This window comes from Thermoflexibacter ruber (genome assembly GCF_900113045.1).
In the GTDB taxonomy this organism is placed as follows: domain Bacteria; phylum Bacteroidota; class Bacteroidia; order Cytophagales; family Thermoflexibacteraceae; genus Thermoflexibacter; species Thermoflexibacter ruber.
In genome coordinates, this window is record NZ_FONY01000030.1 from 46,690 (window position 1) to 64,460 (window position 17,771).

12 protein-coding genes are annotated in these 17,771 nt (G+C 37.2%); 5 read left to right on the top strand and 7 right to left on the bottom strand.

From position 1 onward, the window contains the following. Positions 1–28: 28 nt before the first annotated feature. The 3 genes from BM141_RS15840 (at position 29) to BM141_RS15850 (ending at position 3,842) form a co-directional block, all read left to right on the top strand. Entirely contained in the window at positions 29–1,756 is a 1,728-nt protein-coding gene (locus BM141_RS15840; protein ID WP_091548407.1) for an ArnT family glycosyltransferase, read from the top strand. 143 nt (positions 1,757–1,899) lie between these two features. Then, complete coding sequence (locus tag BM141_RS15845; RefSeq protein WP_091548409.1) at positions 1,900–2,673, top strand: alpha/beta fold hydrolase; 774 nt, start codon at positions 1,900–1,902, stop codon at positions 2,671–2,673. 53 nt (positions 2,674–2,726) lie between these two features. Beyond that, complete coding sequence (locus BM141_RS15850) at positions 2,727–3,842, top strand: mandelate racemase/muconate lactonizing enzyme family protein (RefSeq protein ID WP_245764081.1); 1,116 nt, start codon at positions 2,727–2,729, stop codon at positions 3,840–3,842. Positions 3,843–4,104: 262 nt separating this feature from the next. On the opposite strand, the gene nagB is transcribed toward BM141_RS15850, so the two are convergent. The 5 genes from nagB to sufB form a co-directional block, all read right to left on the bottom strand. Beyond that, entirely contained in the window at positions 4,105–6,039 is a 1,935-nt protein-coding gene (nagB, locus tag BM141_RS15855; RefSeq protein ID WP_091548411.1) for a glucosamine-6-phosphate deaminase, read from the bottom strand. A 288-nt stretch (positions 6,040–6,327) separates the two neighbouring features. Next, positions 6,328–7,827, bottom strand: coding sequence for a PP2C family protein-serine/threonine phosphatase (locus BM141_RS15860; protein WP_091548413.1), 1,500 nt, complete (start codon positions 7,825–7,827; stop codon positions 6,328–6,330). A gap of 508 nt (positions 7,828–8,335) precedes the next feature. After that, a complete protein-coding gene (locus tag BM141_RS15865; RefSeq protein ID WP_091548452.1) occupies positions 8,336–9,007 on the bottom strand; it encodes a heme exporter protein CcmB in 672 nt (223 codons plus the stop codon). An 84-nt stretch (positions 9,008–9,091) separates the two neighbouring features. Then, the gene (locus BM141_RS15870; RefSeq protein WP_091548415.1) at positions 9,092–10,483 is read right to left on the bottom strand and encodes a type III PLP-dependent enzyme domain-containing protein; all 1,392 of its coding nucleotides are present in this window, start codon (positions 10,481–10,483) and stop codon (positions 9,092–9,094) included. Between the two features lie 248 nt (positions 10,484–10,731). Continuing rightward, positions 10,732–12,177, bottom strand: coding sequence for a Fe-S cluster assembly protein SufB (gene sufB, locus BM141_RS15875; RefSeq protein WP_091548417.1), 1,446 nt, complete (start codon positions 12,175–12,177; stop codon positions 10,732–10,734). A 111-nt stretch (positions 12,178–12,288) separates the two neighbouring features. On the opposite strand from sufB, the gene BM141_RS15880 reads away from it, so the two are divergent. Beyond that, a complete protein-coding gene (locus tag BM141_RS15880; protein WP_091548419.1) occupies positions 12,289–12,930 on the top strand; it encodes a 4'-phosphopantetheinyl transferase family protein in 642 nt (213 codons plus the stop codon). A gap of 43 nt (positions 12,931–12,973) precedes the next feature. Here BM141_RS15880 and BM141_RS15885 read toward each other — a convergent pair whose 3' ends face one another. Further along, entirely contained in the window at positions 12,974–14,290 is a 1,317-nt protein-coding gene (locus BM141_RS15885; protein ID WP_091548421.1) for a tetratricopeptide repeat protein, read from the bottom strand. 356 nt (positions 14,291–14,646) lie between these two features. On the opposite strand from BM141_RS15885, the gene BM141_RS15890 reads away from it, so the two are divergent. Beyond that, positions 14,647–15,786, top strand: a complete 1,140-nt coding sequence (locus tag BM141_RS15890; RefSeq protein ID WP_245764082.1) for an AMP-binding protein — start codon at positions 14,647–14,649, stop codon at positions 15,784–15,786. On the opposite strand, the gene BM141_RS15895 is transcribed toward BM141_RS15890, so the two are convergent. After that, positions 15,781–17,742 (bottom strand): CBS domain-containing protein, encoded by a 1,962-nt coding sequence (locus BM141_RS15895; protein ID WP_091548424.1) that lies wholly within the window; start codon positions 17,740–17,742, stop codon positions 15,781–15,783. The genes BM141_RS15890 and BM141_RS15895 overlap by 6 nt on opposite strands. Between the last annotated feature and the right edge of the window lie 29 nt (positions 17,743–17,771).

The window sequence follows — 17,771 nt, forward strand, 5'->3', positions numbered from 1 at the left end:
ATTTCGCCTTTTATTTACGCAAAGATTTATGCAACAAAACTGGAAAATCTACTTGCCTTTCTTGGGGATTCTCTTAGTGTATATTGTGGGTATGTTCTTGGATATCATGGACATAGATGCGGCTCAGTACGCTTCTATTTCTTTGGAAATGGCAAATAATGGAAGTTATTTGGAAGTTTTGCATCGGGGGGAGGATTATTTAGACAAACCTCCTCTGCTTTTTTGGGTGTCTGCCTTGATTTTCAAAATCTTAGGAGTGAGCAATTTTACTTATCGCCTTATACCTGTTCTGGTTTGTATCTTAGGTATTTATTCTACTTATCGCCTCGCCAAACTCTTTTACCCTCAAAGAGTGGCTTACCTTTCTGCGATTTTTTGTGCTTCCTCTTTCAGTGTTTTTTTAATGAATCATGATGTCCGAACCGACACGATGCTCATGGGCTGGACTATTTTTTCAATATGGCAATTAGCTGAATACGTGGAGTTTGAGAAATGGAAAAATCTATTGTTGGGCTTTGTAGGCATTGGCTTGGCTATGCTGGCTAAGGGACCGATAGGCTTGATGGTGCCTGTATTAGCACTTAGTACGCACTTTATTTTGACTAAAAAATATGCTTTCTTTTTTCGCTGGCAATGGTTAGTAGGTTTAATTATTGTTGGTTTGATTTTGTTGCCTATGTGCATAGGTTTGTACCAACAGTTTGATTTGCACCCTGAGAAAGAAATAGAAGGGCAAAAAAATACCTCTGGCTTGTATTTTTTCTTCTGGAAACAAAGTTTTGGAAGGCTCACTGGCGAAAATATGTGGCAAGATGATTCAGACCCTTTTTTCTTTGTGCATACCTACATTTGGACGGTTTTGCCTTGGGGCTTGTTAGTGTTTTTTGCTTTTTATGACTTAGCTAAAAAGGTATTTATCAAGATTTTTAAACCCTATTTTTTTAGTCAATTCGAGGGAGAGAAAGAGGAATATCTTACTTTGGGAGGTTTTATTTTGCCTTTCATAGCCTTATCTATGTCACAGTACAAACTCCCACACTATATCAATATCGTTATCCCACTAAGTTCTATATTTACTGCAAGATATGTATATATTTTATTGCAAAACCCTCAATACAAGAACTTACTTAAAATAGCTTTTGGCATACAATGGGCAAATGTAGTGGTAGTATGGTTGATAGGTTTGCTTTTTGCTACTTGGGTTTTCCCTTTGGAAAATGTATTGATTTGGCTGATTATTATTCCTTTACTTATTTTTTCTTTTTACATAGGATTCAAAGGACAGACTCGCTTTCAAAGATTAATTCTCCCCTCACTTACTACTATCATTGGTGTATTTTTTATTTTGAATAGCCATTTCTATCCTTCGCTTTTTGAATACCAAATAGGAAGTGTGATAGGCAAGTATCTAAAAACACAAAAAGATTTTCCTTCGGATAAATTTGCTGTTTTACATAGGATTAGTGGTGATGGCAAAGATATTTTTATCCATACAGTAGATTTTTATAGCCAAAAAACTCAACCTTTTTTCTATGAAACAGAGGATTTTGTCAAAACAATAAAATTAGGGGAAAAATGGATAGTATATACAGATGAAGTTGGTTTAGAAGAACTAAAAGCAAAAGGACAAGTGGAAATCTTGCAAACTTTTGACAAATACCATGTAACACAGCTTACACCGACTTTCCTGAATCCTCAAAGCAGGCGTCAAGCCACCAATAAAGTATATTTGCTCAGCTTTATTTACTCGCCATAAAAATTTTGGCAAAAAAATTATTGGAAAAATCATAACTTTTCTTTAATTTGTACTGTTTAATGCTTTAAAACAAAATACTGTACTTTTTGCTTGCTCATTGTTCAGATTTTTTGATTTTCAGTATTTTATATAAGAGCTTTACGATGCTTTACTATAAGACTTACACACAAGCAGAATCAAAAGAATGGGTAGTGCTTGTTCATGGAGCGGGCGGTAGCTCTACAATTTGGTTCAAGCAGTTAAAAGATTTTATCAAGCATTTTAACGTGTTGTTGGTGGACTTGCGTGGACATGGCAAGTCTAAGGATATTTTTTGGAATCAAGAATACTCTTTTAAGGAAGTAAGCAAAGATGTAGTAGATGTACTGAACCATGTAGGTATCCAATCTGCCCATTTTATAGGTGTTTCATTAGGAACAATCGTGATTCGCAATATTGCAGAAGTAGATAATTCTAAAATCAAATCTATGATTTTGGGTGGAGCAATTACAAGGCTCAATATTCGCTCGCAGTTCTTGATGCGCATTGCTGATTGGCTCAAAAGAGTACTTCCTTTTATTTGGATTTATACTATTTTTGCCCATATCCTGATGCCTCGCCGAAGGCACAGAGAATCAAGGAGTTTGTTTATCCGAGAAGCTAAAAACCTGCGTCAATCAGAGTTTTTGCGTTGGTTTACGCTGACAGCAGAAATTAATCCCTTACTACGGTATTTTAATGAAAAAGAAATCCCTGTGCCTACTCTCTATATTATGGGAGATGAGGACTACATGTTCCTCCCACAAGTAAAACGCTTAGTAAAGCAACACAAATTTTCTAAACTTTTTGTAGTGGAAAACTGCGGGCATGTATGCAATGTAGAGCAGCCAGAGATTTTCAATGAATTATCAATAGAGTTTATAAAGAATCATTCTTAACCCATTTGCCAAGCTTAATTTTTTTACTAATCTTATAAACCTAAGCAACATCAATGTATCAAACCATAAAAATCACTAATATTGAAATTTTTAAACTCAATATTCCTCTCAAAAACCCCTTTATTATCTCCTTAGGAACGATTACAGATGCCAATAATATTATTGTTAAGATTCATACCAATCAAGGTCTATACGGAATCGGCGAAGGTTGTCCTTATATCTATATTGTAGGTGAAACACAACAATCTGATTTTGAGATAGCTAAACAAATAGCTATTTTACTCAAAAATAAAAACCCTTTGCAGATAGAGGAAAGATTAGCAGAGATTAACAAAGCTGTTAAGTTGAATCCAACTATAAAGAGTGCCTTTGATATGGCTTTGTACGACCTTTTGGCAAAGTATGCACAAATGCCCTTATACGCTCTATTGGGAGGGAAGAATGATAGGCAGATTTTTACTGATATGACTGTAAGTCTGAATACGCCAGAACTTATGGCAGCAGAAGCCTTAAAGTTTAAATCACAAGGTTTTCATTCTATCAAAGTCAAATTAGGCACAAATAAGAAAGATGATGTAAGCCGCATAGAGGCGATTAGGGAAGCAATCGGCGAGGAGATACCCTTGCGCATTGATGCTAATCAAGGCTGGGACTGCACCACAGCAATTGCTACCTTGAAAGCATTAGAAAGGTATGATATAGAACACTGCGAAGAGCCGATACCTCGCTGGAATAGCTGGGACTTAGTAAAGGTCAGAAATGCAAGTCCTATTCCTATCATGGCTGATGAATCTTTGTTTGACGAGCATGATGCTTTTCGCTTGGCAAGCATGGGGGCTTGTGATTACTTTAATATCAAACTCTCCAAATCAGGAGGCATTCATACTGCTTTGAAAATCACAAGTATTGCTGAGGCAGCAGGCATAAAGTTGCAAGTGGGCTGTATGTCAGAAAGTCGCTTAGCATTGACCGCACTTGCTCACATAGTCATGGCAAGAAAAAATATTGTTCACTTTGATATGGACTCTGCTTTGATGCTTTCCCAAGACCCCGTAATAGGAGGGATTCAGTACTTAGAAAATGGGGAAATTGTCCTACCTGAAAGTATAGGCATTGGAGCAGATATAGAGGATAACTACCTAAAACAGATGGAAAAGATTGTTATTTGAGGCAATACTAAACTGCCGTGAAATTAGATTTCTCACCCGTTTACAATCAATAAGCTAACCCAATCACTTTACCTATTTTGGAACACAGATTTTACGGATTAAACAGATTTTCACTGATGAGTTAGTCAAATATCATTATCAGTAAAATCCGTATTATCTGTGTTCCATAAATAGCCTGACATAAACAAATATTAAGAACGACTTGCTTGCCTGAAGTTCCTGTCTGACTATCAGAATTTTGCCAAATTACTTGAAGCAATCTTTAAAACTTATACCTGACAAAAGCCTCTATAGCTTCGTATTCTGCCAGACCCAATTTATCGTACATCTTAGCCGTTGCTTTGTTGCGGTCTTCAGCTCTTTGCCAAAATTCTCTGGCATCTGAACCAGGGAAAAGCGGTCTATCTTTTTGAGATTGGTGTTTGAAAATGGCTCTACGCTTACGCAATAACTCTTGTGGGCTAATAGGCACAGCCATTTCTATTTGGTCTATGTCCCACTCTTGCCATGCCCCTCTATAGAGCCATACATAGCAGTCTTTGAGCCATTTTGCTCCTTCGGCTTTGATGCGTTCAAGGGCTTGAAAAATAGCACTCAAGCATACCCTATGCGTGCCGTGAGGGTCTGAGAGGTCGCCTGCGGCGTAGATTTGGTGAGGCTTAATTTCTTGCAACAAATTGACAATGATTTGTATATCTTCTTCACTGAGTGGTTTTTTCTTGACCCTACCTGTTTCATAAAAAGGCATATCCAAGAAATGTGCCTTAGCATCGCTTATGCCACTTGCCCTGCAACCTGCCTTCGCTTCTCCTCTGCGAATTAACCCTTTTATGAGTTGTACTTCGTGAGAATCTACTTGTCCGGGTGCTTTATTGACAATAGAAGAAAGCACTTTTTGGTACAAATTGGCTGTTTCTTCCTTAGCTATCCCTAATGCTGAGCAGTATTCTCTTACAAAATCTGCAAAACGTAGGGCATCATCGTCAAAAACAGCGATATTGCCAGAGGTTTGGTAGGCAACGTGGACATCATGCCCTTGGTCAACTAAGCGAATAAAAGTTCCGCCCATAGAAATTACATCATCGTCAGGATGAGGGCTAAAAATAACTACTCTCTTAGGAAAGGGTTTGGCTCTTTCTGGTCTTGAGGAGTCATCTGCATTGGGTTTGCCTCCTGGCCAGCCTGTAATTGTATGCTGCAACTCATTAAACACTTGGATATTGATATTATACGCAGGACCGTGTTGGGTGATTAAGTCGCTCATGCCATGCTCTGCATAGTCCTTGTCTGTAAGTTTCAAAATTGGCTTATCTACTTGTTGGCATAGCCATACTACTCCTCTGCGAATCAGACGGCTTGTCCAATCACAAGTACCCACTAACCAAGGTGTTTTGGTTCTCGTAAGCTCGGCAGATGCCGCCTCGTCAAGCACGATAGTAGCGTTATGGTGGGTTTGTAAGAAAGTGGCGGGTACACTATCTGTGATTTGCCCTTCTACAGTGGTTTTGATGATTTTGGCTTTGCCCTCGCCCCAAGCCATGAGAATAATCCTTCTTGATTTTAGGATAGTACCTACCCCCATAGTAATCGCTGTTCTTGGTACATTCTCTTCCCCAAAGAAATCACTTGCTGCATCTACTCTGGTAAGGTGGTCAAGGGTAATCATACGAGTAACAGAATCTTTAGGCGACCCCGGTTCATTAAAACCAATATGCCCTGTGCGCCCAATCCCTAATATTTGCAAGTCTAACCCACCGACTTCGGCGATTTTTCTTTCGTACTCAAAACAAAAACGGCTCACATCTTTGATGTCTATAGTTCCGTCGGGAATGTGAATATTGTGCTTATCAATGTCTATGTGGTCAAAAAGGTACTCATTCATGAAGCGTACATAGCTTTGCAAAGCATCGGGATTCATGGGGTAGTACTCATCTAAGTTAAAAGTAACTACATTTCTAAAACTTAGCCCTTCTTCTTTGTGCATTCTTACCAATTCTCCATACAGGCGAGTAGGAGTAGAGCCTGTTGCTAAGCCAAGTACAGCTATTTCGCCTTTGGTTTGCTTAATGCGTATCAGAGAAGCTATTTCTTGGGCTACTGCCCTACAAGCCTCGCCGCTATCTTTGTAAATTTCCGTTGGGATTTTCTCAAATCTTTTGAGTTTATCCATTTCGGAAGCAGTCTTGTAATTTCCCATAATTACTGAAAATTGTGAGTTTGAAGTTTACTAAAAATTATGATTTGATTTGTTGTTATCCTTTATTTATGATGACCCTAATAGACCTTTGAATATAGCATGCCAATGTGCATCACAAGAGCAAGAAGTTGATAGCAAGTTTTTACTCTGATGAGGGGCATGTGATTTAAAATTCCTAAAATTACAAGATAATCGTAGAATCAAAAGGGAAAAGACAAACTTTTTTCAATCTCACAAATTTTTCAGAAAAAAACAATCCTTATATTTCTTTCTTACCTATTAGAAATCTTAGAACTTTATCCCAATCAAAAGTACATCGTCCATTTGCACATTTTTTCCTTTCCACTCGCGGTAGATTTTTTCAATTTGATTCTCATGCTCTTTGAAGTCATATACTTGGAGGTCGTGTAGCAATTCTCTTAATCGCTTTGTGCCAAACTTGGTTTTGTTGGTTCTGTCAAATTGGTCGGCTATGCCGTCTGTGCAGATATAGATAATGTCATCTGGGAGAAGGTCTATTTCATGCAGTGTAAAAGTCTTGTATTCATAAAAGCTACTGCCTATAGGGTTCTTATCGCCCTTGTACTCTATCAGTTCTTTGTTTCGGACTAAATACAAAGGTCTTTGCGCCCCAGCAAAATAAATTTTTTGAAAGTCTATGTCAAACATCAGTAGGGCTACGTCCATGCCGTCTCTCAGGTCAGAACTTTGCTCATCTTGCTTGAGCTGTTTGCGAATATTTGTATCTAATTCGTAGAGAATCTGGGCAGGTTGAGTAATCTTTAACTCATTTACTATTTGCGAAAGAGAGTTCATACCTAACATAGCCATCATCGCACCAGAAACCCCATGTCCTGTACAATCTGCCACGGCAATAAATACACCTCCTCCTCTTCTATCGTTAGTAACAGATGAATATACAGGCTGCACAGGCTCAAACCAGTAAAAATCACCACTGACTATATCTTTGGGAGAGTGAAACACAAAGGACTCGGGCAAATAATGTCTAATTTCAGCAATTTTGGGAAGCATCGCTGACTGAATACGCCTTGCATAGTTCATACTATCGGTAATCTGCTTGTTCTTACGCATAATTTCGCGATTCTTGTCCTCCAACTCATCTCTTTGGGCTACTATCTCCTCGTTGAGATGTACCAAATTGTCCCTTTGTGCCGAGATTTCTTCCTTTTGCTGATACAACTCTGCATTTTTAAATTCCACGTTTTGACGTAGGTATTCTGTTTCCTTTTTGAAAAGCTCTAAGGTGAAGAAAATTAACACAAAAGGCATAACCAAATTAATGTGATGAAAATACTCCATCACAGGAACTTTCACCAAAGGCTGGTAGCCCCATTGGAAATATATTTTTACAAAAACAAATGCGGCAACACAGAGAATAGAAAATATAATGACATAAAGACGCTCATTGTATATGAGTGCTACAAAAACGACCCCCCAAAAGGCATAGTTTTCTATGATTAACTCCTCGCCAAAGATAATAGAAAAAATGACGAATAAAAATATGCTGTGAGCAATTAGCACAAACTTGGCGAATTGGTAGCGATGCTTATAATGCAAGTAATAGGCTAACAAGGCTACTATAACGTTAGAAAAGTTAATCGATGCAGCAATTAACTCATTAATTGCCAAAGAAGATAAAGTATAAGCAATACTTACCAATATCAGCAAAGCCACCACCATATTGATGACTTTAATGTTCCTCTTTTTCGTAAAGTTCATATCAGGAGTTACTCCAATATGTATCGTTTCTTGCCAAAGATTTTTCATGGTGTTGGCACTGTTAGGTAGTAAAAGAAATCAAAAGTTTAAAAGTAGTTGTTCCCAACCATTGGCTTTGTTCTGATAGAGTAAAGTAAATTGATAGAGCAAAATTGTACTTTTTTTATAAAGTAATTGTACTTGTAAAGTGTTATATGTGGGGTAATATTTTAACCAAATCTAAGTGTTAGATACCAAATATCCAAAAAAAATTAGATTTTTTTAGATATTTTTGTAATATTCTTGGAATATTTACATAGTTACAATGAAATTGTTAAATTGTAATTAATCAAGATACAGTCAGTCATGCCAAAATACTATGAAAAACATAAAAAGACAAAATTTTTATACTAACAGGGGGGATAATTCGGTAAATTACAATGCTAATAAGATAAAGAGTGCGTAAAGGTAGGCAAATATTTTGATATAAATATTATTTTACAAAGAAAAAATAGGATTTTTATATGAAATAGGAAGTTGGTTTTTGTTATTTTAAGCACAATATTTCTTTGAAAGATTAACTTCTCCAGAGGTAAGGGAAAAGCAAATACGAAATACTCAACACAATGAGATTGATGGCTAATAAAGTGCTGATTTCCTTGTAGCTTATGCTTAATGCCAAACCGTCCATAGCATTTTTAGAAATCTTGATTAATAACAGCAATAAAGGAATAATGACAGGAAAGCCAAGCACAGCCATTAAAGTACCTCCTTGTGTGGACTTGGAGGCGATGGCAGAAATCATACTCAAGGTAGCAGAGAACCCAAGACCTCCCAGAAGAATATTGATGAAAAAAAGTAGTTTGTCTTGGACAGGGTTGCCTAAGACCGTAGAATAAATCAAGTAGCCAATAAAAGACATCAACCACATCAACAGTGTGTTGTAAATAATTTTGGACAAAATAATTGCTTCTGGGCTAACAAGCATGTAATAGTATATCTGCCTTCCTTCACTTTCTTGCATAAAACTTTTTGCAATCGCATTGGTAGCTGTAAAGAGAAGAATTATCCAAAACAAAGCATTCCAAGTCAGTGGGTTAAGCTGACTTTTTTGGAGATTAAAACTTAAATAACATACGAAAATGGTACTAATAATATACAGAAGGATACCGTTGAAAGCATATTTACGCCTCCATTCTAAGGTAATTTCCTTTTTAAGCAAGGTAATAATCTCCTTAAATAAGTGCATTAAAAAAGATTTTTTGTAGTTTAATGCTACAAAAGTAATCCTTTTAATCAATTTTAGATAAAAATACTCAGCAAAAGCAAACTTTTAAACAGTATAACCCAGTAGTTTTAACATGGACTGGCTGCTCTGCTCATCGCTAAAGAGTTTGGTGGTGATGTTTCCTTCCGCATCTTTGTCTATTAAAACGTGCTTAGCAGAGGGAATAAGGCAATGTTGAATGCCTCCATAGCCTCCCAGAGATTCTTGGTATGCCCCTGTGTGGAAAAATCCAATGTATTGCTTTTCTTTATTTTCCTGTATTTCAGGCATATAGATATTGATAGTATAAGCCTGTGTGTTATAGTAGTCATCACTATCGCAAGTCATGCCTCCCAGATTTACTTGCTTTGCCTCCTCGTTCCAATGATTGACAGGAAGCATCACAAATTTTTGCCCAATTCCCCAAGTATCAGGAAGATGAGTAATGAAAGAGCCATCTATCATGTACCAAAGTTCTCTTTCGTTTTGCAGTTTCTGTCCTTCTACTGAAAAAATATGCGCTCCGCTCTCTCCCACTGTAAAACTACCAAATTCTGTATAGATATTAGGCATAGGTACGAAATTCTTGTTGCAAACATACTTGATGATTCGCACTATTTCATTAATCATGTGTTCGTAGTTATAGTCGAAATGCAAAGAAGTTTGGATGGGCATTCCCCCTCCTATATCTACGGTATCTAACTCAGGACAAATCTTTTTTAACTCACAATATTTGTAAATGAAGCGATTGAGTTCACTCCAATAGTAGGCAGTATCTCTAATTCCTGAATTGATGAAAAAGTGAAGCATTTTTAGGCTAAACTTTGGGTTCTCGTGGATTTTTGCCTTGTAAAAATCTATGATGTCGTTATATCGCAAACCTAAGCGAGAGGTGTAAAATGAAAAATCAGGTTTCTCGTCTGCTGCCACTCTAATCCCCAATTGGATAGGTTTGCTTAACGTTTGATATGCCTCAAACTCTTCCATATTGTCCAAGATAGGAATACAGTTATCAAACCCACTTTCTATGAGTTCTATGATGAGTTTTTTGTAAATTTCTTTTTTAAATCCATTACAAATTACATAGCGGTCATTGTCTATCAAGCCGTCTTTATACAGGTTTTTTACAATCTCGATATCATAGGCAGAGGAAGTTTCTATATGTGCCCCGTGCTTTACTACTTCCTCTAAGACAAATCTGAAATGCGAAGACTTAGTACAATAAAAGTAAGTATAGTTCCCTTCATAAGCATTTTTCTCTATGGCTTTGCGGAACAGTTCTCTTGCTTTTTCTATCTGAGAACCGATTTTGGGCAAGTAAGTCAATCGCAAAGGTGTCCCATATTCTTTAACGATGTCCATGAGGCGTACATCATTAAAAAACAGTTCGTCATTCTCTACCTTGAAAATAGGTGTAGGAAAATGAAAGGTTTGCTCAATTAAGTCTATGTATCGCATTTTTAGTTTTCTTATTATTTATCAACAAGTTATACTATTACTATCCAATTAAACCACAATTATCGTATATTATTTACAAAGTTGATAACAATGGTGTTTTAAGTTTTAATGAAATTATCTTAGCAAGTTTATTTTTGATGCGACAGGTAAGAGGAAGACTGCATACATAAAAAAATTTGGCAAACAAGTAGTAGTTTGCCAAATCAAAGTGAACACAAATAAGTAGGAGTAGTAAAATATTTTTTTGATTAGCCCACGCTACCTTCTAAGCTAATAGCTAATAACTTTTGCGCTTCTACTGCAAATTCCATAGGAAGTTGGTTAAGTACCTCTTTGGCATAGCCATTGACTATCAGAGCAACTGCTTCCTCAGTCGGGATACCCCTTTGGTTGCAGTAAAAGATTTGGTCTTCGCCAATTTTTGAAGTAGTTGCCTCATGCTCTACTTTAGCACTTGGGTTTTCTACTTCTATATAGGGGAAAGTGTGCGCCCCACATTTATCTCCCATAAGCAGAGAGTCGCATTGGGAGAAATTTCTTGCATTCTCAGCACGCTTTGCTATCTGTACTAAACCACGATAAGAATTTTGGCTTTTTCCTGCGGAGATACCTTTGGAAACAATACGGCTTTTCGTGTTTTTACCCAAATGTATCATCTTAGTTCCTGTGTCTGCTTGCTGGAAGTGATTGGTAATAGCTACAGAATAAAACTCCCCGATAGAATTATCTCCTTTCAAAACACAGCTTGGATATTTCCATGTAATTGCTGAGCCTGTTTCTACCTGCGTCCAAGAGATTTTAGAATTATCCCCCGCACAAATTCCACGTTTGGTTACAAAGTTATATACCCCTCCTCTACCTTCTTTGTCGCCGGGATACCAATTTTGCACGGTAGAGTATTTAATTTCTGCGTCTTTCAAGGCAATAAGTTCTACTACGGCAGCATGGAGCTGATGCTCGTCACGCATAGGAGCAGTACACCCCTCTAAATAGCTTACATAAGAACCTTCATCTGCAATTATCAATGTTCTCTCAAACTGTCCCGTACCTGCCGCATTGATGCGAAAGTAGGTAGATAGTTCCATAGGACAGCGTACTCCTTTGGGAATATAGCAAAAAGAACCGTCAGAAAACACAGCAGAGTTCAAAGCAGAGAAATAATTGTCATTTTGAGGCACAACAGAACCGATATACTTTTTTACTAAATCTGGGTGTTCGCGGATTGCCTCGCTCATAGAGCAGAAAATAATACCTAACTCTGCCAATTTTTCTTTGAAGGTAGTAGCTACAGAAACGCTATCAATCACCGCATCTATGGCTACACCTGCCAATCTCTTTTGCTCTGAAAGGGAAATACCTAATTTCTCAAAAGTGGCTAATAACTCTGGGTCGACCTCTTCTAAGCTATTCAGTTTAGCTTTTTGCTTAGGGGCAGAGTAATAGATAAGATTTTGATAATCAATGGCAGGATAGACTACATTTGCCCATTTAGGTTCCTTCAACGTAAGCCAATGGCGGTAAGCCTTTAAACGCCACTCCGTCATCCATTCTGGTTCATTTTTTTTGGTAGAGAGCAAGCGAATAATATCTTCGTTTAGTCCTTTGGGAATCTGCTCGGTTTCAAAGTTGCTAACAAATCCGTATTTATATTCAGATTGGGTATAATTCTCCAAAAGTTCTGTACTGTTGTCCATATCAATTCAAAAAATCTTTGTTAGTATTGCCTTCACTAAATTATGCAAATATACAACAATAATAATTTAGAATTGTTCTAAACTAAATATATTTTTTTTGATAACAAGAAAATGCCAATTATTTATAGTGAGCAGATAGAAAAGAATGCCATTTGGGGAGTTTGGGAAATAACGGAAAACGAAAATTCCTTGATGAGCATGTTAAATGGGAAAATAGCCATAGAAAAATTGGATATGATTACGCATCGCCAAAAAAGAATAGAATGGTTAGGGGCAAGAGCCTTAGTCTGTGAATTAGTGGAACGCTTTGAGGAAAGTGTTTGTGAAATTGCCAATGATGATTTAGGTAAACCTTACCTAAAAAACCAACCTTTACACCTTTCTATCTCTCATAGTAAAAAATATGCAGTGGCTATCCTGCATAGACATAGTTCAGTAGGAATTGATATTGAACTGTCAAGTAACAAAGTACTAAATAATATTCACAGGCTTTGCAACGAAGCGGAAATACTTGATATAGACAATGATATACAGAAAGCTACTATGGCTTGGTGTGCCAAAGAAGCTCTTTACAAGTACTATGGGAAAAAAAAACTGGATTTTAAAAAAAACATTTTCCTATCTATTTCACAAAATCAAATAGATGGAAAAATAGTTATAGATGAATTAGAACAGACCCCAAAGTTATTCAGTAAGACATGGAAGGACTATACGATTGTGTATTGCTTTGACTCAGATGTAGAAAATCAATAAAGGGAGAGTTTTCTGCCCCCTCCCTTTATTGGTATGTTTCAGATTAGTTTTTCAAACTTTTCAACTCTATTTCTGCTACTGCCCTATAAGGACTCTTTAGCAAACGAACCAAGGTTTGCTTGGCTAATTCTGAGTTACCTGCACTTTTGGCATTGAAAGCATGTAACATCACAAAGTCAAGAGGCGGATTTCCATTACTTTTGAGAACTTCTTGAATGACAGTTTCAGCTTCTTTGTACGCTCCTTTATGGTGCAAAGCAAGTGCTTTGTAGTATTTTTGTTTCAAATCATTAGGATTATGCTTAATTGCAGCATTAGCGACTGCGAGAGCTTGCTCATATTCCTCAGAGTCAAAATATAGTTCCACCAACTCTGCATAATACTTCTCTTTATTTGCAGGATTTTGTTCTACCCTAATAATTGTTTCCAAATGTTTTTTGAGTTCTGTATTTTTTTTGCTGATTTCTTTCTTAGAAATCTGTGCTTTTAAAAGATGGAGATTGGGCAGACTCTTGTCTATTTTCTCTGCAATATCTATGTAATGCAAAGCCGCTTTGTCATTTCTGAACCTATGATAAATGGTTGCTACGTTGAGGAAATGCTTACCACTGTACTGCTCAATCTTATTGGCGAACTCTCCCACTTTGGCTTTTTCCCATGCCTTGTGCGCTTTTGTATATTCGTTTATGTGAAAGTAAGCAAAACCTAACTCATAATAATATTTTGCTGCCTCATTGGCAGGTATATCTTTCAGTTGGCTCTCTACTGCAGTAATGCTATTGATAGCATTCTGATAATCATGGCTCATATTGGCAAGACGCGCAAGGTAATGCACCGCTTTCAAGTCTTTTGGAGAATAGCTATGCAAGTCCTTAGCTTTCTCGTAAGCTGTTGCAAAATCTCCATCTTTGATATATTTTTGCATTACTATAGACTTGTATTTAATCTTATTTGTAACTTCTGGGTCAAACTTTGCCGCCGAGTCATAGCAGGCTAAGGCTTTGGCATCATTGCCTTGCTGACGATAAATTTGTGCTAACAAGACGTAAGCGGGTGCATAATCATGTTTTAACTTAAACAGGCTCTCCAATGACTCTAATGAAGATTCATTCTTACGAGTTTCATATTCTGCTAAAGCCTTGCCGTACAAATACATAAAATTATGAGGTTCATTGCGAAGAGCCTTCTTGTACTCTGTCAATGCCTCGTCATATTGCTTTAATTTTCTGAATCTTTCTGCATCTACATAGTGAGATAGCCCATCGTGCAATCCCTGAGCCTCTGCAGAAAAGGAAGAGAAGATAAACACAATGAAGACAAAGCAAGATGATATGATACCGATTATATTAATACTTTTCATTTTATTTTAACTTTTATAAGTCCCGTAAATCTATTTCATGTGAGAATAAGTATTTAGTAAAATTTGCACTTATTATGAATATATCCTAAATAACGCAACATAACTCTCTCTTATTATAGTTACGTAAGTAATTTAAAATCAGTTGTATTTTTAACACTTTTTTTACTTACTTTGCGTTAAAAATAGTATTTAGCAAAGAAAAAAATAGGATTTTTCCTATAAATTTTTCTTGCCTATTTTACTATAAATCTATGCAATTCTTTAACCAAAATTTAATTTGAAAAAGTATTTATTTTGAAGAAGATTTAATCACTAACTTGCTAAGCACCAGCAAATATAACCAAGATTGCTTTTACTTGTTCTTATTTATCGAGATGTTTATTTATTTCCATGATTTCTGCCTTTCCTTCCAAGAAGTTGCCAAACTTAATATTGCACAAATAGAAAATTTGGGCAAGCCCTACCTCAAGCAAACACTTGCATTTTGCTGGGAGTGGCTCCAAGGTAAAGAACTTTTCCAACTTCAAACTTCTGGAAGCACAGGCTCGCCAAAAACGATTCAGGTTGCTCGCTGGCAAATGCAGGCAAGTGCCAGCCTAACCGCCCAAGTGCTTCATTTGCAAAAAGATGACACTGCCTTAGTTTGTCTAAATACTGCCTATATCGGGGGGAAAATGATGCTTGTGAGAGGTTTAGAGATAGGTATGCCGCTCCTTGTTACTGAACCCTCTGCTAATCCTTTTCAAAACTTAAAAATTACAGATAAAGATTTTCAATTCGGTCAATATACTTTTCAAAGTCTTGATTTTATTGCCCTTGTGCCTCTACAATTATTTACTATTTTAAAAGAGGAAAAAAATAAATTAGATAGTTTTCACAAACTAAAAATCATCGTAGGCGGCGCACCTGTCAATGCAGAATTAGAAAATCTCGTTCAGATGATTCCTAATCCTGTATATGCTACTTATGGCATGACTGAAACAGTTTCACACATTGCATTGAGGCGGTTAAATGGTAAAGAGCGGTCGTCTTATTATCAAGTCCTGCCACAAACAAGCATAGGGCAAGATGATAGAGAGTGTCTTACTATTATTTCTCCTGTTACTAATTTTGAAAAAGTTATTACAAATGATAAGGTACGCCTTATTGATGAGCATACCTTTGAATGGATTGGGCGGGTAGATAATATCATTAATAGTGGGGGTATCAAAATTCAAATAGAAAAGATAGAGCTGGAGATAGATAAAGTATTGGCTTTCTGCCAAGTTTTTCGGCGTTTTGTTGTCATAGGTTTACCTGATGATAAGTTAGGACAGTCAGCGGTGTTGGTGATAGAAGGAGAACCCCTCCATCAGGAAATTGAAAATAACATATATACCCTATTGAAAATAAACCTCAATAGATACGAAGTTCCTAAAAAAATATATTATTTAGTTTCTTTCCCTGAAACTCCTACCGCAAAAATAGACCGAATAAGCATAGGCAAGATGCTATGATTTTTCTGCACTCTGCTCTATTTCGGGAGGTGTATTGGATTTTTCTATCTTTTTCATTCGTTTGAGCAGTCTTGCAGTAATATTAAGAAAGTCAGCTTCTGTAATAATCCCCACTAAAACGCCTTTGTTTACTACGGGTAAGCAACCGATGCGATTGCTCATCATTAGGTCTATGGCGTCGTTGATAGTAGCATACGGAGAAATCGTAATTGGGTCTTTTATCATCAAGTCCTCTATGGTAAAGCTCTGACTTCCTTGCATATCTCTATTTCTGAAATGCCTGAGCAAGTTGCGGTTAGTTATCAATCCAATTAATACGCCTTTTTCGTTCTCGATAGGTAGATAGCGAATCCGCTTCCAATCAGTCATGTCTGCGGCTAACTCTGGAATGTCATCTTTGCTTACGGTAAAGAGGTCAGTAGTCATAAACTCCTCTACCAGCAGAGAAGAAGGGGCATAGTCGGCAATATCTTCTACTTGCGCTTCTTGCCACTTGCTTACGGGGAGATTTTGCTCTTGGTACTTCATCATTGCGCCTGTAATGGCTAAGGGAATATCGTCTTTGGCAGTCTGTTTAGCAAGTTTGGAAAAAGAACTTAGCACCCAACGCGAGCCTGTGTTACCAGTAGAATTTCGCTCTTGGATAATGCCTAAATATTTTTCTATGTCATCTTTTCTAACATTTGCTTTTTTTAATCCTTCCCTTGCTATTGGAATCAACTCTTTTTCAATGAGTTCCATATCAATAATTTTCTTGCCATTTGCCCAGACAAATTTAGACCCCAACCCCGCCCTTGCCGCAATCAAAAAGTTAGATTTGGCATCGTCAAAATCCATGACTTTGGTAATATCAGGGTACACCTCTGTAAATCCATTCATTAACCCTATCCAAAAAGCGGCATTAGCAACCTCATCTACTACCGAAGGACCCGCAGGAAATACCCTATTTTCTATGCGTAAATGAGGTTTGCCATTGGGGCTAATTCCATAACAAGCTCTATTCCAACGATATACTGTTGAATTGTGAATACTTAATGCACGCAATTTAGGGGTAATACCTTTTTCTATGGACTCCAGCACATCTTCTTCTATATCAGACATGAACATAATCCTGAAACGCATTACGTCCTCTTTATATAAGTTAAGGATAGAACCTCTAAGCCATTGTGTGCCAAAGGTTACGCGAGGGCTTCGCTCTCTCAAATGCTCTGTGGCTAATCGGGTGTCTATGGATTGACGGAAAAGAGCGATTCGTGTTTCGCTCCAAAGCCTTTTATTGAACAAAATAGGCGAGTTGGTACTTACTGCTAAGACAGGTGCGGCAATGGCTTGAGCAATGTTGTATTTATTAACAAACTCATCTGGTTTAATTTGTAAATGCACTTGAAAACTCGTGTTACAAGCCTCTATTAGCGCAGAGTCCGTAATCACGCTCAACTCATCGGGTCCCTCAATTCTGAGTTCGTATTTGTCCCCTCTTAGGCTACTAATAGCCTCCATGAGCGCATAGTAGCGAGGATTAGGGGTAAGATTGTCTATGTTGATGTCAAACTTGCGAATAGTTGGCAGAATCCCCGTCAGTACGATGTGCGTATCTACCTTCTCTGCAACAGCTCTTAACTGATTGGTTAGGTCTAAGATTTGTTTTTCCAAATCAGAAAAGCAACTGCCTGTAAATGGGAGGGGATTGATGTTTGCTTCAATATTAAACTTAGCAAGTTCGGTAACAAAATTTGGGTGATTGAGCTTTTCTAAAATTTGTAAATTGTTAGCAGAAGGTTTACCATGTCTGTCCACCAAGCACATTTCCTGCTCTGCCCCTATTTTCATCTCCTCGCTCTCGAACCAGCCTAAGTTTAACATTCTGTTCATTGCCTCAAGGTCGCGAAGAATGTATCGGGTAAATGAATTAAAATCGGCTTGTGTTTTTGCTAAACGAACTCTTGTATCTCCCATATTTTTAGATTTAATTGATAGATAGCTAT

Bases quoted from the DNA above. Each gene is read 5' to 3' on its own strand.
- BM141_RS15870 (WP_091548415.1), bottom strand. From the start codon at position 10,483: ATGCGATACATAGACTTAATTGAGCAAACCTTTCATTTTCCTACACCT.
- BM141_RS15885 (WP_091548421.1), bottom strand. From the start codon at position 14,290: ATGAAAAGTATTAATATAATCGGTATCATATCATCTTGCTTTGTCTTC.
- BM141_RS15845 (WP_091548409.1), top strand. From the start codon at position 1,900: ATGCTTTACTATAAGACTTACACACAAGCAGAATCAAAAGAATGGGTA.
- BM141_RS15850 (WP_245764081.1), top strand. From the start codon at position 2,727: ATGTATCAAACCATAAAAATCACTAATATTGAAATTTTTAAACTCAAT.
- nagB (WP_091548411.1), bottom strand. From the start codon at position 6,039: ATGGGAAATTACAAGACTGCTTCCGAAATGGATAAACTCAAAAGATTT.
- sufB (WP_091548417.1), bottom strand. From the start codon at position 12,177: ATGGACAACAGTACAGAACTTTTGGAGAATTATACCCAATCTGAATAT.
- BM141_RS15865 (WP_091548452.1), bottom strand. From the start codon at position 9,007: ATGCACTTATTTAAGGAGATTATTACCTTGCTTAAAAAGGAAATTACC.
- BM141_RS15840 (WP_091548407.1), top strand. From the start codon at position 29: ATGCAACAAAACTGGAAAATCTACTTGCCTTTCTTGGGGATTCTCTTA.
- BM141_RS15880 (WP_091548419.1), top strand. From the start codon at position 12,289: ATGCCAATTATTTATAGTGAGCAGATAGAAAAGAATGCCATTTGGGGA.
- BM141_RS15895 (WP_091548424.1), bottom strand. From the start codon at position 17,742: ATGGGAGATACAAGAGTTCGTTTAGCAAAAACACAAGCCGATTTTAAT.
- BM141_RS15860 (WP_091548413.1), bottom strand. From the start codon at position 7,827: ATGAAAAATCTTTGGCAAGAAACGATACATATTGGAGTAACTCCTGAT.